Source organism: Ancylobacter sp. SL191 (assembly GCF_026625645.1).
In the GTDB taxonomy this organism is placed as follows: Bacteria; Pseudomonadota; Alphaproteobacteria; order Rhizobiales; family Xanthobacteraceae; genus Ancylobacter.
In genome coordinates, this window is sequence record NZ_CP113056.1 from 3,006,996 (window position 1) to 3,032,577 (window position 25,582).

Sequence of the window (25,582 nt, forward strand, 5' to 3'; positions counted from 1 at the left end):
CTGGATTGCCGGTCGGCATGGGGCGGTACGCTGTGGGGGCTGCCGTCCTGCGGGTTTGACCCGGGCGTTGGGGGACGTGTTGGCGGGTGCAGATCGGAAGGCGCGTTCGCAGGAGCGCGCGCGGGAGCTTTATCGCTGGTTGCGTTCCACCGCGTCGCGCGCTGTCATGGCGCCGCGCGAACGTCGTTCCGCCCTGCGTCTCGAGGCACTGGAACCCCGCCTTCTGCTGAGCGCCTCGCCGCTGACCATTGATCTCGCGACCATTGGCGTCGACGCCGAACCGCGTTCGGTCCTGCTGCGTGTGGTGGAGGTGGCCGATCTCCAGCGCACGCATAAATTGCAGGTCGTCAATACCCGCACCGACCAGACCGTTTCCGAATATGACCTGTCTTCGGTGCTGAGCGTGAAGTTGGTCGGCACGGCCGGCAATGACACGGTGACCCTTGGCGCCGGCTTCCCGACCACGACCCAGGTGCTGTTCTCCGGCACGGCGGGCGACGACAAGCTGATTTTTGCGGCGGGCAACAACGAGGTCATCGACGAGCTGACCGTGCGGCGCGTTGCCGTGAGTTCCGGCATCATTGCGGCGGACGGCTTCAACTCGGTGCTGTTCGACAAGGTCGGCACCGTCGAGATCACCTCCGAAGTCAATCACCTGACGCTGTGGGATGATCGTGCCGCGGCGAATGATCTGGTGCTTGGCGATGCCGATGTCGCCGCTGAAGATGGTCGCCTCGTTTTCGCCGACGCTGGCGCCGTCGCCGGGCAGGGAATCGTCTTCCAGTCGCCGCGCCAGTCGCTCTCCGTGTCGGGCTCGCGCACGCTCTTCGCGGGCGACGACGTCACCATCCGTACGCTCGATCCGGACTTCGCCGCCGATCTCGATGTAACGACCTCGCGCGGCTATGCCCCTTTCGCCGATGAGCCGGAAGAGGACGCGGGGCTGAACGGCGCGGAGAGCGCCTTCTTTGGCGACCTGTTCGGAACGGCGGCGGCGAGCGTGGCGGAGGAGCAGCTCTTCGCCTATCTCACCAATACCGGGTCGATCACGTTGGAGGGGCGGATCGCCACCAGCGGCGGGGCTGTAACCCTCGTTTCGGATACACTGACAGTCACTGGCAGCGGGCGTATCGACACCTCCGCGTCGGGCGAGGGATCCGGCGCCATCGAGTTGGGTGCGCGCAGCCTCTCCATTAGATCGGGCGCCGAGCTTCTGGCCGGAGCGGCCGGGGCCGGGGGCGAGGCCGGCGACATCACCATCAAGGTCGAAGCGCGGGAATCCCTTGCAAAGGCGCTGCTAGGTTCGCTTGTTCCTTTCAGCTTCGACCGGCAGGCGGGAGCCATCACCATTGGCAAGGCGACGCTGACCGGCTCCAACATCGAGATTTCAGCGACCTCTATTTCCGGCACGCTTGACGATGTCGATCTGGGCGTTGCCCTGCCGGAGCTACCGACATTCCTCACGGATGCGCTGGCGGAAAAGCTCGCCAGCATTCCTGGCCGGGCGGTTGAGGGTTCCGCGCTGTCCAATCTCGGCGCGGCGGTGTTCTTCAAAGGTGCCGACGCCACGATCACGCTCACCGACGCGTCGATCCATGCCGCGGGCAGTGTCGCCATCGAGTCCGCCACAAATGTCTCGCTGCGGCCGGATGTGGTGGTGGAGCCGGGCGAGGACGCCACCTCCATCGGCGCGCAGATCGCCGTGGGAATCGGCAGTGCCGCGAGCAAGGTGGGCGTGGAACTGCTCGGCACGACCACCATTGAGGCTGGCGACGACGTGCTGATCAAGGCCGGCGCGGCGCTGGAGATCGAGGGCAAGGTCGAGATTGCCGCCAAGAGCACGGAAAACGCCGGAGGCGCCAGCGCCGGCGACGCAAAGTCGCTGGCCGTCATCATCGGAATGCTCGATCTCGACGCCCATGTGACGATGGCGTCGGGTGCCTCCATCTCCAGCCTCGGCGATGTCAATTTTGTCGCCGAGGGCAACCTCACGATGAAGGCCGAGTCGGCCAGCAAGACGGTTGGCGATGCCAAGGGGGCCGTGGCGCTCTCGCTCGCTTTCTCCAGCGCCGATGTCGAGACGCGGATCGACGGCCGGGTCACGGCCCGCGGGAGCGTTCAGGAAGGCTCGCCCGACGATGAGGCGGAAAGCCCGGAGGCGTTCGACGGCGATGACACCGAGGTCGTGGACCTCGATGAGGACAGCTTCAGCATTGCCGAGCACGGCTTCGTGCAGGGGCAGAAGGTCTATTACAAGGCTGAGGCTTCCCCGGTGCTGGGCACGCCCGTCGCGGGCAGCGCCATTGGCGGGCTGGAGGATGGCGGCGTCTATTACGTCATCAAGACCGACGACGACACGTTCCAGCTCGCCGAGAAGCCGTCCATCGATCTGGGGACGGACGGGCTCGATCCGGAATCCACCCACAGCTTTCAGATTCCACAGGCGGCCAGCGGCAGCCTGAACGCTCTATCCGGCGCGACGATCCGCATCGATGGGCATGGCTTCGAGACGGGAGACCGCATCACCTATCAGGCCCCAGCCGGCGAAACGGCGATCGGTGGGCTGACGGACGGGGCGAGCTACATCGTCGAGGTTCTCGACGCGTCGACCTTCCAGCTCAAGGCGACATCCGGGGGCCCGGCCATCGCGGTGGCGCAGGAGGGAGCGCTTGGGCGGCACCTGTTCCAGCGCGCGGCGGAAGGCGCGCGCGCGGCGCATGAGGCCGGGTTGACGCTGATGCGGCTCAACGACGTCGCCAACACCATCACGCTGCGCAATCACGGTTTTTCGACAGATCCGGCGGCGCCGACCTTCGTTCATTACGCGCTGGACGGGGCGGACGACAGCGAGGCCCTGGCCGGGCTCAGCACCAGCGCCACCTATGCGGTGCGCGTCATCGACGCCGACACGTTCCAGCTTCTCGACGCCAGCACCGGCGCGGTGATCGACCTTGGCGCCGCGCCGTCCGGTGGCACGCATATGTTCGCCTTCCTCGGCGGCGGTGTCGCGATCAACGCGGCCAGTGCGGTGGACGATGATACCGATCTCGTCACCGCCACCGCGCACGGCTTCGTGGATGGACAGCAGGTCGTCTACCGCGTCGACCCGACCCGCACCCGCAGCGTCGAGCAGACCGTGCAGGATGGGAAGGGTACGCTTGCGACCGAGACGGTGACGCTGGCGGATCGCGCGATCTCGGGCCTGCGTGACAACGCCACCTATTATGTCGTCGTCATCGATGCCGATCATTTCCGCCTGGTGGAGGAGGCAAGCGACGTCGAGGGCGCGCACGCCATCGACCTCACCAGCCTGGGCTCGGGCGACAAGCACAGCCTGTCCGCCAACGACCTCACCACCGGCATCGGCGTCCATGCGGTGTTGAATGGCGAGCTGGAGAACGCGGCCGAGACCGAGACTGGCGCCGAGGAAGAAGACGAGGACGACGGTGAGGAGCGCGGTGATGTTGCGGGCTCCCGTGGTAACGCGCAGGATTACATCGACGCGCTGCTCGGTGATGCTACGGCCGATGACGCGCTCCCCGAGGCCGAGACCTCCGGCGAGGATGGCGACCCCGCCAAGGCCGGCGGCAAGGCCGAGGTCAAGGACGGCACGGAAGACGAGAATGCGGCCACCAAGGAGGCGCCAAAGGCCGGCGCCAATGGCGGGCTCAGCATCGGCGGCACGGTCGCCTTCTCCTTCACCAACCACAAGGTGTCGGCGCTGGTCGGCACCGACCCGCTGGTGCGGACCGTCATCACCTCGGGCGCCGATGTCGATGTGAAGGCGGCGATCGAGCAGAAGTCGATCCTGGCCGCAAAAAGCCTCACGGTGAAGCCGGAGGATGGCGGTTCGGCCTCCGACAAGGCGGTGGCGCTGGCAGTGACGGTCGGCGTCTATGGCAATGACACCAAGGCGGTAATCGGCGGTAGCGCCGATGTCGACGCGGTCGACACGGTGACGGTCGAGGCGACCACGCAATACCCGTTCCTTGCCGGCCTTGAGGATGTGATCGGCGAGAGCCCGTCCGATTTCTTCGACAAGCAGCTCGAGGCGTTCAACGAAGACCCGGAAGACGCGCGCGAGACGCTGATGGACGGCACGCTGGGCTTCTCCCAGCTGGTCAACAACTGGTCCGTCGCCCTCGCCAATACGGGCGCGGCCGGCTCCATCGGTGTGTCGGGGTCGATTACCACGCTGGTCTATGACGACAGCGCCAAGGCGCAGATCCTCAGCGGCGCGCGCATCAACCAGCGTTCCGACGACCTGTTTGGTCAGCCCTGGAGCCCCTCCGACGAGCAGAGCGTCGCGGTTAATGCGCTGGTGCTGCACGAGACGGTGGACATTGCCGGCTTCGGCAATTGGTCGCTGGGCGAGGGGCTCTCCGACACCATCCGCAAGGAAGGTCTGGCGGAAGCGGCAAAGGGCGGCAGCCTGGTCGATTTCTTCAACCGTTCCGGCGGCTCGGGTGCCGGCGGCTCGCTCGGGGTGGCGGTCTATCTGTCTGACAGCGTCGCCCGTATCGAGGGCGATGTGCTCGTCGCCATCGGCGAGGAAGGCGCGCTGGACGTTACCGCGAAGGAGACGCTGACGCGCGTCGCGCTCTCGCAGGCGGGGGCGCTGACGGGCGACGATGCCAGCTATGCCATCGCCGGATCGGGCCTCGTCACCGTGGTGCGCTCGCGTGTCGATGCCGGCATCGTCGCGACCGCGACCGCGGCGCCGACCATCACCGGCGGCGGGGCGGTCACCGTCGAGGCCGTGAATGACGGCTATATGTTCAACCTCGCCGGCGCCTTTGTCTGGGGCGGGGCGAGCACGACCAGCGTCGGCGTCGCCTTCGGTGTGTTCAATGTCGACCGCGACGTCACGGCCTTCATCGGGGCCGATTCCCGCGGCGACATCCGGTCGACGCCGGCGGCCGCAATCCGGATCGAGGCGTCGGAGGTGACCGTTTCCGCCAAGGCGACGGGAACGATGGTGAACATCATCGCGGCCGGCACACTCAGCGGTCCGGGCAGCTCCTCGGAGTCGGACTCCGAACTGGAAGACGACGCCACCCATGAATCCGACCTCACCGGGGGGCTGAACCCGTCCTCGTCCATGTCCGGCGGCGGTGGCAAGAGCAGCGGCACCTCGCAGGTGGCCTCGCTCGATGCCTCGAAGTCAGCGCCTTCCTCGCGCAGCGGCATTGGCCTCGCCGGCGCGGCGGTGGTGACGGTCGGCAACGATACGGTGCGCTCCTATGTGAACGCGGCGGGCACGATCAGCACCTCCGACATGACGGTCGAGGCGCTGAACGAGGCGGATCTGTTCAACCTCGTTGGCGGCGTCACCGTCGCCTATGGGGGGCAGAGCGGTAACGCCATTGGCGGGGCCTTCGCTGTCACGGTGAATTCCTCGGTCACCGAATCCTTCGTCGCCAACCGCCTGAGCGGCCCGACGCCGAGCAACGCGCTGCTGATCACGCTCGCCGGCGCGGCGACCGCGGGCGCGGTGGCAGGCACGCGGCCGGGCAAGCTCTCGGTGAAGGCCACGCAGGCGGGTGAGATCGACACCTTCACCGTCGGCATCGGCGTTACCACCTCGTCCAAGCGCGGCTTTGGCGGCTCGGTCGCGGCCACCCACATCACCAACAAGACGACGGCGACGCTGGACGGCGTGCACGTCGAGCGCGGCGAGGACGGGGCGGCGACCCCCGCCACCATGAGCGCGGCCAATGTCGCGGTGGAGGCCCGCAACGCGCTGGACATCTTCTCCATTGGCGGCGGCGTTGGGATCGGCTTGTCCGGAGCCGGCGTGGGCGGTTCGGTCGCCCTCAACATGCTGGTGTCCAGCACCAAGGCGGAAGCTCTCGGCACGACGCGCCGGGCCGATCTCGATCTCGGCACGGGCAACCTGGCCGTGAACGCTGCCAATGAGCAGGAGATCGAGGCCTATGCCATCGGCGCGGGCGGCGGCGGCGGCGGCGGCTCCGGTGCATCGGTCGGCTTCACGCTGGCGGCGAACCTCATCACCACCGATGGCGATGTGTTCGAGCGCGACAAGGGGGGGCAGACCGCCGCGACGCTGAAGAACGCCACGGTGACGGCCGGGTCTGTCGCCGTCGAGGCTACAGACAATGCCGAGATCACCGCGGTGGCGGGCGCACTCGGCCTCAGCGGCAACGGCAGCGGCATTGGCGCTGCGCTCGGCTGGAATCAGATTTCCACGCGGACCACCGCGACCATCGACAGTGCGACGCTGACCACCTCGCGCGCCGGCGTCACCGTCAGCGCGCAGTCGAACGCGAAGATCGCCTCGCTCGCGGTCGGGGCGGCCCTCAGCGGGAAAACGGCGGTCGGTGCCTCACTCTCGGTGAACGGTATCCTCAACTCGGTTTCCGCCGAGATCATCGGGCTTACCTTCATCGAGGCATTGGGCTCGGGCTCCACTGGCGGCGATGTCGAGGTGAGCGCGCAGGACGATTCCTCTATCCGCTCGCTCACCGGCTCGCTGGCGCTATCCGGCGGGACGGCGGTCGGTGCCGGCATCGGCGTCAACTACATCGTCAACGACGTCACCAGCCGTATCGCCGTCGCCGGGACCAGCAGCTATGACGGGCAGAGCGAAAAGGCGTTCGTCCGTACCGATGGCGATATCCGCGTCACGGCGCGGGAAGCGGCGACCGTCAAGACCCTGACGGCGGGTGCCGCCGGCGGGGCGCAGACCGCGCTCGGTGGCTCGGTTTCGGTCAATGTCGTCGACAATGATGTGCTAGCCGCCATTGACGGCGCCTCGCAGGTCGATGCTGGCAATAATGTGCAGGTACTGGCCGAGAACGAGGCGACCATCATCGCCGGCGCAGGCCAGATCGCGCTGGCCGGTACGACCGCGCTGGGTCTGTCCGCCACCGTTCTCGTCGCGAGCACGACGACCACGGCGCGGATTTCCTCTGGCGCCACGGTCAATGCCAGCGCGCGCCGGTCCAAGACCTTCACCGATCTCGAGGGCGCCGCGCGGCAGGGTGTGGGGGTGGAAGCCCGCTCGAACCTGCCACTGCTCATCATCGCTGCGGCCGGTTCCGGCGGTGGCAGCACGGCTCTCGCGGGCGCGGCGAGCGTCACCACGGTCGACGACACGGTCACGGCGACCATTGGTGCGGCCGATGGCACGGGTGGCCAGGTCACCTCCGCGCGCGATGTGGTGGTCAAGGCGCGGGGTGACCTTGAGCTGACCGGTGTCGCCGGCTCGCTCACCCTCGGCGGCTCGGCGGCGATCGGCGCGGGCGTCGATGTCGGCGTCCTCTCCCGCACGGTGGAAGCCTCCATCGCCGCGAAGGCGAATGTCGAGGCGCAGCGCGATGTCGTCGTCACCGCCGACAGCAGCGCGTCCAATCTCGGCGTCTCCGCGGCAGGCAGCCTCGGCGGGTCGGCCGCCGGGGCTCTCACGGCGGGCGTCTCGGTGGCGGATTTCACCACGCGCGCCTTTATCGGCGACGATGCCACGGTCCATGCCCGCGGCAATGTGGTGGTCGAGGCCGATTCCGACGTCGTCCTTACCGCCATCTCGGCCAATCTAACGGTCGGCGGGTCGGCGGCGGCAGGTATTCCGCTCGCCATCGGTGTGCTGGACGTCACCACGCAAGCCTATGTCGGCGCCCGCGCCAAGGTTAGCGCGCTGGGCGAAGGAATGGCCGCTTCTGTGAAGGATGGCACCTTCGGGCAGGTGAGCGACACGAGTCCCGAGGACTCCGACCAGTCCGACCTGCCGCTGATCGTCAATTTCGACGACGCGGACGTGATCGGCTCGGCCATCACGGTCGCCGGCCATGGCTATAAGACCGGGCAGGAGGTCACCTATCTCGCCAATGGCGTCGCGCTGGGCGGGCTGACGGATGGCGCGCGCTATTATGTTGGGCGCATCGACGACGACAGCTTCGCGCTCTACCGCTCGGCAGCGGCCGCGGCGAGCGGCCAGGCCGCGGACCGCGTGTCGGTGACCGATGTCGATAGCAGCACTCTGGGACGCCACAGCCTGGTCCCGACGCTCAGCCTGCGCGCGCCGGAGATCGACAATGATTCCTTCGATGAGGATCTCGACGACAGCAGTCATACCGGGGCGCTGACCTCGACGCGCAAGGGTCTCTCGGTCACGGCGGTCAGCACCAACCGCTTCCTCGGCATCGGCGCGGGCGCGGCACTTGCCGGGTCGGCCGCGGGGACGATCGCTGGCAGCGTGGCGGTGCACGACATCGCCACGACGGCCGAAATCCGCGAGGGCGCCCGCATCAATGAGGGTGCGACGCCCTTTAGCGATGCGGGCGTTTTCGTCGCGGCCGGGCGCAGCTATGAAGCGTTGAGCATCGGCGGCGGCCTTGCCGGCTCCGGTACGGTCGCGGGCGCGCTGGCCGCGAGCGGCATCATTCTCTCCGGCGATACCATCGCCCAGATCAAAGGCACGCAGGCCGCGACGACGTTGGTGAATGCCGGTGGCGACGTCACCGTGCGGGCGCAGGCCGAGGCCGATCTCATTCTTGTCGGTGCGGGTGTGGGCGTGGCCGGCAAGGTCGCGCTGGCTGGCAGCTTCACTATCACCGACATTCACACGAACACGAAGGCGCTCATCGATGGCGGCGTGACCGTCACAGCCGGCGCCGATGTCGATGTCACAGCGGCGGATACGACCGACATCATCCAGGTGGCGGGGTCGGTTGGCGTTGCCGGTTTGGGCGGCGGTGCCGGCGCGGTGGACTACATCTCGGTCGAGAAGACCACGAAGGCGCTGATCGGCGACGGGGCCACCGTCACGGCGACGAACGGCAGGGTCACGGTCGGTGCCGGCTCGGCCGAGAATGTGACGACGGTCGCGGCCAGCCTCGGTGGCGGCCTCATCGCCGGTATCGGTGGCGCGGTCATCTATATCGCCCTCGACTCCGACACCACGGCCGCCATCGGCGAGAATGCCAGCCGCGCACCGGTGGTCGACGCACGCGACGTGTCGGTCGCGGCCGACAACAAAGCCGATGTCACGCTCATCGCCGGCGCCGGCGGTGTTGGTATGGTCGGGGCCGGCGGATCGGTCGCCGTGGGTACGCTGCGCAACGACACCAAAGCCTCGATCGGTCCGTCGGCCCAGGTGACCGCCAGCGCGTCGGTCGCGGTGACGGCGGCGTCCGACTGGACGGTGGACACGACGGCCATGGCCGGCGGCGCCGGCCTTGGCGCCGCAGCGGGCGGCGTTGTCGTCTTCTCCATCGGCGGCAATCTCGACGACAGCTACGAAACGGACGGCAAGACCGGCAATGCACTGACGGGCGATAGCGGCAGTGTCAGCGACTCGACCAGCGGCATGCTCTCCTCGCTCCACGGCAAGCTGGGAACCGACGTCAGCGGCGGCCCGACGGAGGGCGCGACGGCGGCCGACAGGCAGGCCCGTCAGCGGCTAAGGGCCTGGGCAGCGCCGGAGGTGGAAGCCGTGGGCACGGCGGTCGATCCGGCCGGCACCAGTGCCTCGGTGCGTGATGGCGCGCTCGTCACCGTTGGCGCGAACGGCGGGACGGGCTCGCTGACGGTGCAGGCGACACAGGACGTAGATGTCACGGTGCGTGCGGGCGGCGCGGCGCTGGGTCTTGCTGGCGTGGGTGTGGGCGTCGCTGTCATCTCGCTTGACGCCGATCTCGCGGCCTATGTCGGCGCGGGCGTCTCGGTCACCTCTGCCACCTCTGCCGCCGCTTCCAAGGTGAATGTGGCCGTTGCGGCCAGGCGCACGACGGAGCTCGATGTTCTTGGTTTCGCTGGCGCCGGCGGTGGTTTCGCGCTGGGTGGCGCTGTGGCGCTGATCCGCGATACCAGTTCCGTCTCCGCCTATATCGGCGTCCGGCCGGGCGACACCGGCACAGGCGCAAGCCTGACCCGCGTCGGCTCTGTGAGCGTCCGGGCGGAGAGCACGGATGTCATCGCCCAGACCGTCGCGGCTGCCACGGTGGGTGGTGTGGCGGTGGGCGTGGCGCTGCTGTCGGCCACGCAAAATGTCGACGTGGTCGCCGCCATCGGCGACGGCACGCAGATCGGCGAGAACACGGACGGGGCGCGGGCGTCCTCGGTCACCGTGGATGCCGTTCGCCATACCACCCTCAAGCCGCGCGACGCGAAGGTTCTCGGCCGTGATGTGCCGATGGGCCTTGCCCTTTCGGCCGGCGGTATCAGCGCCCAGGCCGGCGCTATCCTCATCGATGTCGGCGGGTCCACGAGCGCGAGCGTCGGCGAATACGCGGAGATTTATGCCGACGGTGCGCTGCGGGTGAAGGCGGATTCCGTCGTCACCGTGCAGGAGGCAAAGCTACTCGGGGGCCAGATCGGCGCGTTGGCGGCGGGTCTGGTGCTGGTCAGTGTGTCGGCCAATCCGCGCACCGCGGTGACGGTCGGCAAGGGGGCCGCGCTGCGCGGCGGCGACGTCGCCCTACGCGCGGAAGGCCGCGCGACCGTTTCCGCCGAGGGCCAGTCTGCCTCTTTTGCACTCGATTCCGGTTCGGGTCTCAGCGTCACGGTGACGGCGACGCCCGAAACCACTGTGACCGTCGAGGACGATGCCTCCATCGCCGGCACCAATATCGCCATCGGCACGGACGCCGATGTGACGCTCAATGTCACGGCGGACGGACGCAGTCTCGCCCTGCGCTCCGCTATTCTCGCCAAAGCCGTCGCGGAGAACGCACAAGTTAGTCAAACGCGGATCGGCAGCGCGACGATCACGGCGGGCACCAATCTCGATATCGTCAGTGAAGCCAGCCAGACGCTCGACGTGACGGCCTATGGCGGCAGCGGCGGCATCATCGCCGGGTCGCTGGCGAGAGCCTCGGTCAAGAATGCGAGCACGACCACGACGTCGATCGACTCCGACGCCGAGCTGAGCGCCGGAAGAAACCTGACGCTCGATTCGCGCACCGCGACCGAGATGGCGGTGGATGCCAGTACCAATTCGCTGGGTGGTGTCTCCGGTTCGTCCGCGACCGCCACCGCCGACAACAGTTCAACGACTCTCACCAGCGTCTCCGCGAAGACGCTCACGGCGGGCGAGGCCCTGAACGTCCTCGCCAGCGTCACCAAGCTGCGCGTGACTTCCGATGCCGAGTCGAAGACCAGCGCCGGTGTGAGTGACACCAATGCGACGTCGACGATCGGCGGCACAGGCTCGTCCGTTGACGTGACGATTGAAGGCGCCGCCATACTCTCGGGTCGCGCGGTGACGCTCAAGGCGGCCCAGGCCGGGATCTACGAGCGGGCGAGGGCCAATGCCGACATGTTCGGCCTTGGCGGCGACACGGACAGCAGGGCTGATCTTCTGGCCAAGATCGGCACGAATGCTACGGTCGGGCGCAATGTGGAGATCAACGCGGTGACGCTTGATGTTCTCGTCGATGCGCAGGCCGACGCGCAATTCTGGAGCAATGCCTATCGCAGTTCCGCGCTCGTTGATTTCGGCGATGCGACATGGAACCGCCAGGTCGAGTACACCCGCGCGATCGACTTCAATGGCACCGTCAAGCTCGCCGGTACCGACGCGCCAAGCATCATCATCGATGAGAGCGGCCGGGTCGCCAAATCGGGTATCACGGCGGATGTGACGGTGACGGACGATACCGTGACCGTCGGGGACATCAGTGCGGGGCAGGGTGGCGCGTCGCGTGCCCTGTTCCGCATCACGCCCTCCGATTGGGATGGGGGGGCCTCGAGGGCGACCATCGGCGGTGGCGACGCAAAGTTCTTCGCCGTCACCGGCTTCGAGACGCTGGGTATCACCAACAATTCGAACAAGACGCTCCGGCTCGGCGCCATCAACGCGACCAGCATTAGCGCGGCGACAGCGAGTATCGTCGTCGAGGGTGGCACGGCGGAGGGCGCCTTCGTGACCCCCACGGTGAAGCAACCCGATACGACACCGGCCGGCAATGTGGCGATTGCCTCAAATGGCAGCGTCCAGCTGACGGGGGCGATTTCGACCACCGGCACCGTCGGGATCACCAGCTGGTCCTTCAGCGGCGGCATCTATGGAGCGGGTGCCGCATCGGCCATTGATGCCGCCAGTATCTCGCTGGCCGCGCAGTACGGCGCGGTGGGCAATGCGGAGGCTGCGGTCGTCATCAAGAACGGCACGGTCACCGCGAATGCCTATAAGAGCGTGCGCATCGACGCGCTGGACGACCTTAAGGTCGTCAGCATCTCCAAGAGTTTCGGAGAGGGTATTGTAACGCTGAGCGCCGGCGGCGGCATCTATGCCGCGGACGCCGGAGCCGGGACAACCGCGGCCATCAGTTCCGTCAACACGCTCGAACTCAACGCGGGAACGCTCATCGGCAGCACCGATGCCGCGCTGATCGTGACAACCCACACGCTCTCGGCCGTCGCGGGCGGCCTCATCAATGTGGTGGGGACCGGCAGTCTGACCATCGGCACGGTCATCGCCCGGACCGGCGACATCACCCTCGCCACGCTGGAGCGGAGCTCGAACGGGGAGAACATCAGCCTGACCCGCACCACGCTGGTGCAGGCAAAGGAGGGGGCGGTCACGCTGAAGGCCGCCGACAATATCACTATGGACCAGACCGCGCAGATCGAGGCCGGTGGCGCCGCCGGCATCACGCTGCGGGGCGATGTGCCCAGCCTGAACGGCGAGAAGCAGCTTCAGACCGACGCCAACGGCACGATCCTCACCCTCGATGGCCAGCTCAAGGCGGCCAAGGTGACGATCGAGGGCGGCGCGGATGGCGACAAGATTTCCATCAGCCGCATCGAGAGCGACACGAGCCTCGCCGTGAACGGGCTCGGCGGGGCCGACACGATCACGTTCAGCGCCGCTAATCCATTCCTGCTGGCCGGCAAAATCACGGTGACGGGCGGCGACGGCAGTGACAGCGTGCTGCTCGACCTGTCATCCGCCAGCACCTCGCTCGCGCTCGGGCTCACCACCGCCGGCAGCGCGACCCGCGTCACCGGCCTTGGCACCTCCGGGTGGCTCGATCTCGCGGGTGCAGCCGCAGGTGACGAGTTTGAGATCAGGACCGGCACGGGCGAGGACCGCCTGACGGTCAGCGGGGTCGCGAGCGAGGCGCTGCTCAACCTCGGTGATGGCGACGATGCCGTTTCGGTCGACCCGACCGGCGTCTCCGGCCTGCTGCGCGTGCGCGGCGGCGCGGGAACGGATTCGCTGTTCATCGATGCATCCAACGCGACCTCCGCGCTGGTCGGCGTGCTGGAGAATGACGGGCTGCGGGTCACCGGGCTCGGCGTAGCGGCCATTGACCTTGGCACCTATAAAAATGTGGCCGGCAGCGTCGAGACGCTCGGCATCACCTTGGGGAAGGGGGCTGATCGCTTCACGGTCGAGGCCGCCTCGGCGTCGGTGACGACGACGATCACGTCCGGCACCGCCACCGCCGATGATGGTGCGGATACGATCCTCGTCGGCGATAGGAAGGCCAGCGGTGATTTCGCGGCTATTGCCTCGATGCTGACCCTCCTCGGCGGTGCCGACGACGCGGTGTCGTTCTCCCTGAAGGCCGACGCCATCGCCAATATCGCCTTTACCCTTGGCACCGATATGTCGGGCCGGGCCAGCGCGACCTACAAGGCCGATGGCAAGACCGCGACGTTAGCAAGCTTCGCCGGCTTCGGCGGCACGACCAGCGTGGAGCTTGGCGCCGGCGACGACACGGTGATGCTCACCGGCGCATCGGGAGCCGTCAGTATCGACACCGGCGGCGGCAACGACACGGTGACGGTCAGCCAGACCCGTCAGGCCGTTACCGCCAAGCTCGGCGCCGGCAAGGACGTGCTGGTGATCGGCGAGGCCGTTGCCAGCATTGTGGTCGATGGTGGCGAGGGCCATGAGGACGCGGTGCGGCTCGACCGTTCCGCTGCGACCGATGCGCTGTCGGTCGACATTCACGACGAAGCCGGCGGTGTCGCCTTTGACGGTCTGCTGACCGGCGCGTTCACCTCGTCCGGCATCGAGGGCATCGATGTCGCGCTCGGCTCGGGCAATGACCGCGTCATCGTCAACACGACAGCGGTGGCGCAGGGCGCGCTCAAGATCACGGTGAGCGCCGGCGGCGGCAATGATGAGGTGCGGGCCATCAGCGTCGGCGGCGACGTGTTCATCGATGGCGAGGAAGGCACCGATACACTCGCCGTCGTCATCCCGCCCACGATCGATACGAGCATCACCAATCGCTTCGCCAAGCTCTCCAAGGTGGTTGAGCGCTTCGTCGCCGACGACAGCACGAGCGGCGCGGCGCGCGACTGGGCCTATAATGGCGGTATTCTCAAGCAGGACGGCATTGTCGTGCTCGATGCCGACGGTGCCGACGAATTCGTGCTCAAGGCGGGAACTTCGAGCAGCGACCGGCTGACCGTCACCTCCGGCAGCGGTGGCGACGTCACCGGTGTGATCAATGGCGACCTTGTGCTGATGTCGGCCGATCCCAGCATTGTCAGCCAGACCGATCCGCGGGCGGATTTCGACCGCCTATCGGCCATTCTCGGCGTCATCTCCTTCGACGGGACGATGGGTACCCGCTTCTACAGCGAGGATGGGTTCAACTTTACCATTGCCGACGCCAATCCTGCCGGCAATCTCGCCCTGCAGGACCATGGCGGGCGCGTGCTGACCTCGACAGCCGGCACGACGGTGACGATGAAGACTTCGGCCACCGGCGGCGTGTTCAGCCTGCAGGGGCTGACACTGCGTCTTGCTGAGGGCGCGAGCGGAACGGTGACCGTCACCGGTACGACGCTCTCCGGCCAGACCGTGGCGAAGAGCTACACTGTCGACATAGCGGGCACGCCCCTGGTGTTCGCGGATGATTTCGCCGCGCTGACGCAGGTGAGCTGGAAGCTTGACGGGACGGGCAGCCTTTATGTCGACGACGTCAAGGCGCTCAGCCTGTTCGAGCGCGACAGTGTCGTCAAGTCGCTCAGCAATACGGTGTCGGCCACGGTGGTCCAGTTCGGCACGAGCGATGCCTCGACCCTGACCATCGACACGAGTGGCGCCACGCCGTCCATCAGCGGATCCTGGTCGCGCCCGCACAGCTCTCTCGCGATCTGGGCCGTCGATGACGTCACCGGTGTCGCCACGCTCACGATTCACGGCAATCTCAAGATTACCGACAATACCACAGTGAAGGTGATCGGCACGCGGGCGCTGGCGCTGAACGTTCTCGGCGATGTCGAGATCGGCGCCAGTGTCGTCTTCGAGGCCAATGGCGGCAATGCCGCCGAAGGCACCAATGGGGCGCTCGATAGGGCGGGCACCGCCGGGGCGGGTGGTGGCGTCGGTGGCGCGACGAGCGCGGCCGGCACCGGCGGCACGGCGGGCACGGCCGGTGAGGGGGGCGATGGCGGCCTGGGCGGCGCCGGCTCCCGGGCCGAGCGGCGCACCGCGGGTGTCGATCCTCAATACCACCCTTGGGGTCATTATCACGGCGAGTGGGGCTTCGCGGGTGAGGATGGCACAGCGGCCGGGGCGAGCACCTCCGGTACAGCCGGCGGTGCCGGCGGGTCGGGCGGTCATGCGATGGCGGGCGGTTCGGCGGGCGGCAGCGCCTCGACGGTGGCCCAGGGCGGCGCGGCGGGTGCGGCGGGCGCGGGTGGCGATGGCGGCGGGGTCCTTGTCGACGGCGCGCTGACCGGGGGCCGGGGCGGCGGCTACTCCGATTCAGACGACCGGAAACCTGAAATCATTGCCAGCAAGGAAGCCTACAAGGGCCAGACCTCGGATGCGCTAACCGGCGCCAGCATTGATGGCCTTGCCGGCGCGGCGGGCGCCGATGGCGCGGCTGGCAAGGGCGGCAGCAATAGCGGCACGGGTCTCGCCCTCTCGGCCGGCGGCGGTGGCGCGGCCGGCGGCTCGGGCGCGGGTGGCGGCGCCGGCGGCTCGGGGGGGGGCGGTGGCGGTGGTGCCGGCGGCGGCGGCGGCGGTTCGGAGCGTGGACCCTCCGGGCTGGGTGGCGAGGGCGGCGACGGCGGCTCGGGCGGCGATGGCGTCGCGGGCGGCGCGGGTGGCGCCGGCGGCGCCGGTGGTGCGGGCGGCGGCGGTGGCGGTGCCTTTGCCATTATTGCCGCCGGCAAGATCGTCGCGCTGGGCGGTGGCACGCTCGCGGCGACCGGTGGCCAGGGCTCGAGCGGCAGTGCCGGCAGCGCCGGCGGGACATCCAGCTTTGGCACCAACGGGAGCGATGGCACGGCCGGCGGTTCCGGTGTGAATGTGGATTCCACGGGGGCGACCGGCGCGGCGGGCGCGGCGGGTGGCAATGGCGCGGCAGGTGGTGCGGGCGGCGACGGCGCGGGTGGTTCCGGCGGCGCGGGCGGCACGGTGCAGCTCATCGCCTCCGATATTCGCATCAACGGCATCGACGTGAAGGTGTCCGGTGGCGCGGGCGGCCTGGGTGGCGGAGACGCAGCGGCGGGCGCCAGCGGCAGCAATGGCCGCGCCATCGTGCTCGACAACACCGCCTATGCGGGCGGGCCTGATGACATCATCGGCAGCGCCAGCGTCGCCACGGGCCATGCCACGGGAAGCGGCGGTGTCAATGCCATGTTCAATGGCACCGTCGAGACTGCCAACATTGTCGGCCTGCAGCACGGTGCGGGCACCGCGGGCATTCTGCTGAACGCCAGCGGCAACCTGCTGGACGGGCGCGGACTCGATTTCGATGCCGGCACAATCGGTATTCAGGCAGCCGATCCCGAGGCGCTGGTCGCGGTCATGCGCTTCGACACCATGGCACAGCTTTCCGCCCTGTCCGGCGGCGCCATCACGCTCGACCAGGATTATGCCGGCTTCGACGTGATCGTGGTGGTGAACCTCACGGGCACCGGCACGACATCCGGCATCACCTTCAACGCCCCGAAGCTCGGCATTAATGACGAGGCGGACAAGGCGCTGACGCTTGATGGCTACCTGACCCAGACTTGGGATTCGGCCAAGCAGCAATGGGTTACCGGCCTGACGCAGGTCGACAAGCTGCTGCCGGGCCAGGTGTGGATCACGCTGGTGCGCGAGACCGATACCGGTGTCACCGCGAGCGTGGTCGCGGGTGGCACGACATTGTCGCTCGCTCCGCAGGACAGCATCATCGAAGATGGCGGGATCGCCTACATCACCATCGCGCAGGAGAAGTCGGCCGGCAGCAGCGACCTGCAAGGGCTTGACGAGGCGGTGCGCGCCACCACCACGACTGGCGCGGTGTTCTACGGCATCGACAAGTCCACCAATACGCTCGTGGTCATCGCCACGGACGGCACGGTGAAGCAGGCCTTCCGGCAGGGCGTGGAGGGACGCACCGAACTCGGCGCGCTCGGCACCATCACGGTGTCCGCCACCGAGCTGCACGTGAATGCCACCAACGCGGCTAACGAAACCGGCGTTGCGATGTTTACCCGCGCGGCCGACGGCACACTGACCTTCAATAAATTCGAGAAGGGTGCCCGCAACGCGGAGTCCCAGACGGCCACGACCAGCAGCGGGCTCTTTACCTTCACGATCACGGCCTGGATTCAATCCCCCGGGTCGTCCGGGGCGACGACGACGCTGACGGTTGACAGCGCCTCGGCCTCGCTGTGGTCGGCGACGGCTTCGGGGACCGTCACGACGGTGGTCCGCGACGGCGTGATCGACACGGCGATTCCCACCCACAACGGCGGTTCCTCGACGCGCCCGACCTTCGCCAGCCTGACGGACATGCGAATCACCGGCGCCTTCGTCTACATCAACGCGGTGACCAGCGAGGGCGTGGGCGGCCAGCTGCGATTCTTCCGCGACCTCTCGACCGGCGCCCTGTCCTTCGATGCGTTCATCACGTCCCGCCTGATTTCCGCCACCTCAAACGGCAGTTCAGACGGCAGCATCAAGAGCGAGATCCGCTATGTGGCGCGACCGTCCCTGAACGGCTTCGACGTCTATCGTGGCGGCGTACTGATCCAGGAAGTGCGGCAGGGCGTGGACAATGCCCGCGGTGCGACCGACATTACCGATTTCGCGGTTGTGCCGGGCGGCAAATATGTGGTGGCTCTCAATGCCACCGGCGCGATTTCGATATTCGAGCGTGACGACACGACCGGAAAAGTCAATCCGCGGGCGATCCAGATCTTCCGCCAGGGCTCGGGCGGGGCAACGGGCCTGGTCGGCGCCAGCTCGATCATTCTGGGTGACCAGGTCGGCAATCGGCTCACGGTCTATGTGACGAGCATCGGCAATGCCCTGCAGCGTGGCGGCCTAGCGACCTTCCAGATCGACCTGTCGGAGGTGGTGACGCCGAAGGATTCGGTGGTTCGCCATCAGGGCGTGGACGACCTCATCGTCGCGACGGGAGGCGGCGCGGACCGCATTTCCTATATCGGCGCGGCGACCGGCGTGACGTACGTCACGATCAACACGGGCTCCGGCGCGGACCGGGTGGTGCTCTCCGATGTCGGCGCCACGACCGTCGTCAATCTCGGCAGTGGCGACGACACCATCTCCCTGCGCGCCGCGAATGCCGCGTCGAACATCACGGTCAAGGGCGAGGACGGCGACGACAGTTTCGACATCGTCACGACCGGCGCTGGCGCGCTGGCGCGAGTCAATCTGGACGGTGGTGAAGGAGCCGACAGCTTCGTCATTGGCGCAGTCGGAGCCTCCGCGTCGTTCATTGTGTACGGCGGCGGCGGCAATGACCGTTTCACCGTCTACGCGACTGGCCTCGGCGCCATCGTCACGCTGTATGGCGATAGCGGCGCCGATCGCTTCGATCTGGTGCGCGTCGACGCTTCGCAGATCTCTGTCTACGGTGACAGCGGCTCGCAGAATGTCGGCAGCGACGGCATCGACACAGTAAACGTCACTGGTCAGGGGATGTCGAACGGCGCGACGGTTAATCTGTACGGCGATGGCGGCGCGGATGTGCTGTCCTTCGATCCCGGAAGCAGCACCCTGCTTGCCTATAACTCTGCGGGCACGCAGGTTGGATCGCTGGTGTTCGAAGACGGTCAGGTCGCGGCCACCGGCTCCGGACGAGTGATCTATTCCAGCTTCGGCACCTCGGCCCCGCCGCCGGGCGGGACGACTGGCCGGACACTCCTGCCGCCGACCATCGCCTTCGGGCCGGTGGCGGCGACGCAGGAAGGTTCCGGCATCGTGCTGAAGGTCGCGGTGAGCGACATTGGCAGCGCGGCGCTGGTCAATGGCCTCATCTCCTTCGACCTTGATGGCGACGGGCAGTATGGCGACAAATTCGCCCCGGTGGTGAACGGGCAGGCCATGCTGACGCTCAGCTGGCTCGATCTGCTCGCCATCGGCATCCTCGGCGATGGCAGCTTCACCTTCGCCGCGTTGGCGACGAATGAGGACGGACTTTCCGCCTATGCCAGCGTGCGCGTCACGGTGAACGACACCAAGCCGCAGGTCGGCGTCACGGTCGCGGCCAGCACTGTTACTTTCGGCGCCGCGGCGACCGTGCGCTTCTCCAGTACCGATACCTCCGAGGAAGACGTGCCGACCGGCTGGCGGATCGACTGGGGCGACGGCACGGTCAAGACTTATGGCGCCGGCGTGCGCGAGGCGAGCCATGTCTATGAGACGCCCGGCAGCTTCCAAGTGACGGTCGGGGTGTTCGACCAGGACAACCCGACCACGCCGACGACCGCGACGCCGGTGACGATGAGCGTCGTCATGCCCGCGCCGTCCACCACGCCGGGCGCCGGCGACACGGTCGTGCTCGCGGATGCCACCATGGTCGCGGGCGGCGCCGTGCAGCTCTCGGTGACCGCGATGGGCCTGCCGACCAGCTATGTCTGGAGCGTCAACAATGTGGTGGTGGCCGGACTGAGCGGTGCGGCGCCGACTCTGAACTGGGAACAGGCAAAGGCGGCCGGCATCATCGCCAATGGCACCTTTGCCAACGCGATTTCGGTTGACGTGATCTACGGTTCGGGCGGCAGCGCGACCTCGACCACGCGTCGGGCGGACCTCACTGTCACCAATGCGGTGCCGACGTTTACCGCCTTCAGCCAGCTCAAAGCCGGCACCGAGGGCGCGTCGACTCCCGATACGCAGACGGTCATCGGCTTTACCGGGGCAACCGATGCGGCGCCCTACGACGCCGCGCGGCTTCGTTATGATTTTGATTTCAACGGCGATGGCACGTGGGATCTGACGGACGAGATGACGGCGACCGTGGCCATACCGGCGGCTTATGCGTTGCGCTCCGGATCCTTCATCGTTGCCGGACGGGTGAAGGACACGAGCGGCGCTACGGCCCTTGGCTACGCGTCGGTGACCATCGCCGACATCGCCCCGACCGTGACGATTACCGACACAGGCACGGTCAAGGAGGGCGATCCGGTCACGCTCAACCTCACCGCGACAGACCCGGGCTTCATCGACCCCACCCAATCCGTGCTCGTGGGCGACAGAATTACCGGCTGGACCATTGACTGGGGTGATGGCGCGACGGTGAGCCTTGACGCCGGCGCCAGCAAGGCCGCCACGCACAGCTATGGAGCGCAGGGCACCTACACGGTGAAGGTGACCTATTTCGACAGCGAGGGCCTGACCGGCACGCGGACGCACCGGGTGAGCGTCAGCAATGCGGCGCCGGTACTGAGCGCTGTCAATGCGCCGACGACGATTGCCGAGGGCACTCCCTTCCGCATTACCGGCGCGATGGCCGATGCCGGTATCGCCGATGCGCGGACCCTCACGGTGAACTGGGGCGATGGCAGTAACGCCGACTACGACTTCGCCGCCGGCACCACCACTTTCGATATCTCCCACGTCTATGCGACGGATTCGGGTGGTGTGGCGCGCATGGTCTTCCTGACGCTCAAGGATGATGACGGCGGCAGCGATGCCACGGCCCTCTCCGTGACGGTGACCAATGCGGCGCCGGTGGTGACGGAACTCGCGGTCTCCAGCGCGACGCTCGACCAGATGCAGCAGGTGCTGATCACCGGCCGCTACAGCGATGCTGGTTCGGGCGACAGCCACTCGGTCGTCATCGATCTCGGCAACGGCACCGTGCTTTCCGGTGCCGACGTCAAGGTGAACGCCGCGGATAAGAGCTTCTCCGCCGTCGCGGCTTTCCCCGTGGTGGGGGTCTACCAGATCAAGGCCGTCGTCACTGATCGCAACGACGCCGGTTCCAAGGGGCAGAGCTCCACCACGGTTAGCGTGGTCAACCCGCTGGCTTCGATCCGCGATGTGAAGGTCAATGGCGTGGACGGCACGGGCCAGCGCTCCAGCGCCGCCGTGGTGAGCGTCGACAAGGGCGACGCGGTGACGGTGAGCTTCAGCCTGACCGATCCCGGCAAGGATGGAAGCTACACGGTCCAGATCGACTGGCGCGACGGCCGCGGGCCGGTGACGCTGGAGGCGCTGACCACGACCTATGACGCGGCGAAGAACCTTACCGTCAAAACTTACAGCGCCACGCAGATATTCACCCGCGCCGGTGGCGTCGAGGCGGACCCGACCCTGTCGATCATCGATATTCTGATGAGCGAAGGCGGCGATACGCCGACGCTGACGGGAAGCATCGCCATCGCGGTGCTGAACGCCGCGCCGGTGGTTTCCGCCTTCACCGTAACTCCGGAAAGCACCACGGAGCCGGGCGTGGTGACGGCGAAGCTCGTCTTCACCGACAACGACGTGGACGACACGCATGGCGTGATCTTCACCTGGGGGGATGGCAGCACCACCACGCTGGAGTCGAGCGAGCGCGTGAGCGAGATCGGCGGTGGATACTCCTTCACCGCCACCCACACCTATGCCGACAACGCGGTAGGTGCGGCAAGCTATGTCGTTTCCGCTACGGTGACGGATCAGGATTTCGGGAGCGCTACGACCACTGCGCTGGCGCCTGTCGTCAATGACGCGCCGTCCTCTCTGGTCATCGCGCTCGACGAGAGCAAGGTGGTTGAGGGCGGCACCGTGACCCTGCGCGGCAGCTTCACGGATGCCGGCCTGCTCGACACCCATAGTGTCACGATCGACTGGGGTTTCGGCACGGATACGGAGCGCTACCAGACGATCAACCTCAATGGCGGCGAGCGCAGCTTCACCGTGGAGCATCGCTATGGCGCGGGGCTGCGCGCCGCCGCCGCGGCGGCGCCCTTCGGCATCTCCGTCACGGTCGAGGACAAGGACGGTGGCACCGGCGTGAACCGCCTCGCGCCGGAAGTGGCGAGCGAGCCGCCGAGCCTGTCCGGTCTCAAATTCGCCACCCCTTCAGTCGTCGAGGGGGGCTATGTGCGGCTCACCGGACTGATCGAGGACGCGGATCTCAACGACACCCACAGTCTCGTCATCGACTGGGGTGACGGCACGGTGGAGACGCTCGCGGTCGCCGCGACGGATCGCGTGATCGACCTCAAGCACCGCTATGCCCAGGATGCCCAGAGCGCCCTTGGCATCGATACCTACGCGGTCTCGGTCCGTGTTACCGACGCGCTCGGCAAGAGCGCGGCTCAGGATCTTTCTGTCGCGGTAACCAACGCTGCGCCGCAGCTCGGCTCGGTCAGCCTCACCGGCATCGTCGCCGAGAACGGCACAGTCACGCTTACCGGCAAGGTGAGCGATGCCGGCCAGCTTGATGTGCTCAGCCTCGTCCTCCTCTGGGGTGACGAAGCGGCGGGCGCGAGCCCGGTCACGGTCGACCTCGCGCCGGATGGCAGTTTCACCGCCTCGCATCGCTATCTCGACGATGCCCGCTCGGCCGGCCTCGAGGCGGACAGCTACACGGTGACGCTGAGCGCCGGCGATGGCGTGACGCAGAGCGAGACCACCCGCGCCGTGACCGTCACCAATGTCGCGCCGGTTCTGAACGATGTCGCGGTCACCTCCACCATCGACGAGAACGGCACTGTCACCTTGACCGGCACCGTGACCGATGTCGGCACGCTCGACGGCCATGTGCTGACGATCCTGTGGGGCGACGAGGCCGAGGGGGGCGTGGGTCAGAGCGTGACGGTGGGTGCCGACGGCACCTTCCGCGTGACGCATCGCTACCTCGACGATGCCTTGTCCGCCGGTAGCAAGGTCGACAGCTACACCGTCGCCCTCCGCGTGACGGACGAGGCGGGCGACGAGGCGACCGCCTCGCGCAGCGTCGTGGTGGTCAACACCGCCCCGAAGCTCACCGACATCGCGCTCACCAGCGCAGTGGACGAGGGCGGGTTGGCCCGCTTGACAGGCGTGATCGTCGACGAGGGCTCGCTGGATACCCATGTACTGACCGTCGACTGGGGCGACGGCACGGTGCGCGACTACAGCTTCACCGCTGGCCGCGCCATCGATCTGACCCATGTCTACGCCGATGATGGCCGCAGCTTCGGCAATCTCGCCGACAGCTACACGATGAAAGTGTCGGTGAAGGACAATCGCGATGCTAGCTCGGCGGTTTCCGAGGCCAGCGTGCGGGTGGACAATGTGGCGCCGGAGTTCCACGACGTCTCCGTGACCTCGGCCATCGACGAGAACGGCATCGTCACCCTCACCGGGCGGATCAGCGATGTCGGCGTCAATGACAGCCATCTGCTGACCGTGTTCTGGGGCGACGAGACCCTTGGGGCTACGCCGGAAATCGTCACGCTCACGGTGGATGGCAGCTTCACCGTCACGCACCGCTATCTCGATGATGGCCGCTCCTTCGGACTGGCGACGGACAGCTATGCGGTCAGCCTCACGCTCACCGACAATGCGGGCGCAAGCGTCGGGGCCGGGGCTGTCGTGCAGGTCTCCAACGTCGCGCCGGAACTGTCGGACATCATCCTGACGCCGGAAATCGACGAGGACGGCACGGTGACGCTGAGCGGACGGGTCAGCGATGTCGGCTCGCTGGACAGCCATGTCATCACCGTGCTGTGGGGCGATGAGTCCCTGGGCCAGATGGGTGAGGTGGTTACGCTCGCGGCGGATGGCACCTTCACTGCCGCTCATCGCTATCTCGACGATGCCCGCTCCTTCGGCCTTGAGGCTGACAGCTACACGGTTCGCATCACGGCGGTGGACGACGCCATTGGCGATAACGTGGCGCGGGAGGATGTTGAGACGGCGCAGGTTCTCGTGCGCAACGTCGCACCGAGCCTCCCGACGGTCGCGGCGACGGCTGAGATCGACGAGAACGGCATCGTTACGCTCACTGGGACAGTGGCGGATATTGGCAGCCGCGACACGCATGAGGTCGTCGTCGACTGGGGTGACGGCGAGGCTTCGCTGGTAACGGTTGACCCGCTCACCCGCAGCTTCAGCGTCGAGCACCGTTATCTGCAGGACGCACTGACCGCGCTCGACACGGCGCGCTACACCATCGCCGTCACCCTGTCCGACAATGCCGGTGCCACCGCGACCGCCGTGCTGGAGACAACGGTCAACAATGTGCCGCCGGTGCTGGGTGATATCGCCTTCCTTCGGCGCGGGGCGATCCTGCCCGGCGCGGTCGATCTGAGCGGACGCGTCACCGATGTCGGCCTCAAGGACATTCATCAGGTGAGCATCGACTGGGGCGACGGGCGGTCGAGCACGGTCGCGGTCGATCCGGTGACGGGCACCTTCGATGTCCGGCACTTCTTCGGCCGCAGCGGCGCCTTCAACGTAACGATCACCGCCATGGACGATGCTGGCGATGTTTCGGAAGCGCTGTCCATCGTCATGACGGTCACCGTGCCCGATCTGACCGCCACGCCGGAGCCGAATATCGACGGGGCGCTGGCCGGTTCCACCGGAGCGGATGAAGGCGCGGCGGCACCGGGCGAGGAGGGCCTCGGCGATGCTGGGACCGACATGGCGACCCGCTTCGGCGCGCCGCCGAGCTTCGGCTTCTTTGGGCGTGACGGCGCCGAGGACGGGGCCGATCCGGAAGGTGACGGGCAGACGATCCGCTTCAATCTGGAAACCCCGAGCGGCGGGCGGTCTCCCTCGCAATTCGGTGGGGCGGGCCCGACGACCGAGCCCGGTTCTGGGGCGCCCGCATCCACGGGTGGGAGCAGCGGATCGGGCCAACCGGACGAGACTCCGGCGGGCAATCAGGGCCAGCTTCGCGAGGGGGGTGCGCCCGCTACTCAGGGACAGTTCCCACCGGAGGGCGACCCCGCCTCGCGCGGTGCCGCGCTGACGCCGCCGACCCGTCTCACACTGGCCTCGGCGTCCGGTATTGTCTTGCCGGAACTCGCGGTTACGCATCCCTTCGCCAGCGCCGTCACTCTGGCGCAGCGCTCGGAGGCGGTGATCGCGCTCCGCCCGGTGCTGGAGCCCCGTGGAGATGCTTCCGGGATGGATGCGGATCACCAAGGGATTCGGGAGACGTGGTCGGCCGTCGGGGGCGCCTCGCTTGCCGCCGGAGGGCTGTTCGCGCTCACCGCCGACCGAGCCTCGGCGCGTCACCGCCGCAAGCGGGCGCAGGCCCTGCGTGAGGCGCTCGGCCTGCCCGTGAATGATGCGTGGGAAGTTCCCCATCCCTCCGCCGCGCCATTGGCGGGTTGGGGCGAGGGGGGAGATGTTTCACAGGATTGGCGCTGATTGAGGTAATTTAATACCGCGATCGAATGCCAGTCCCCGGCCTTACGGTTC

Annotated in this window: 1 protein-coding gene; it reads left to right on the plus strand. The window is 67.6% G+C overall.

Features of this window, described 5'->3' with window-relative positions; all coding sequences use genetic code 11:
- Positions 1-166: 166 nt before the first annotated feature.
- On the plus strand, positions 167-25,531 hold the full coding sequence (locus tag OU996_RS13730; RefSeq protein ID WP_267582172.1) for a PKD domain-containing protein: 25,365 nt from the start codon (positions 167-169) through the stop codon (positions 25,529-25,531).
- The last annotated feature ends 51 nt before the right edge of the window (positions 25,532-25,582 follow it).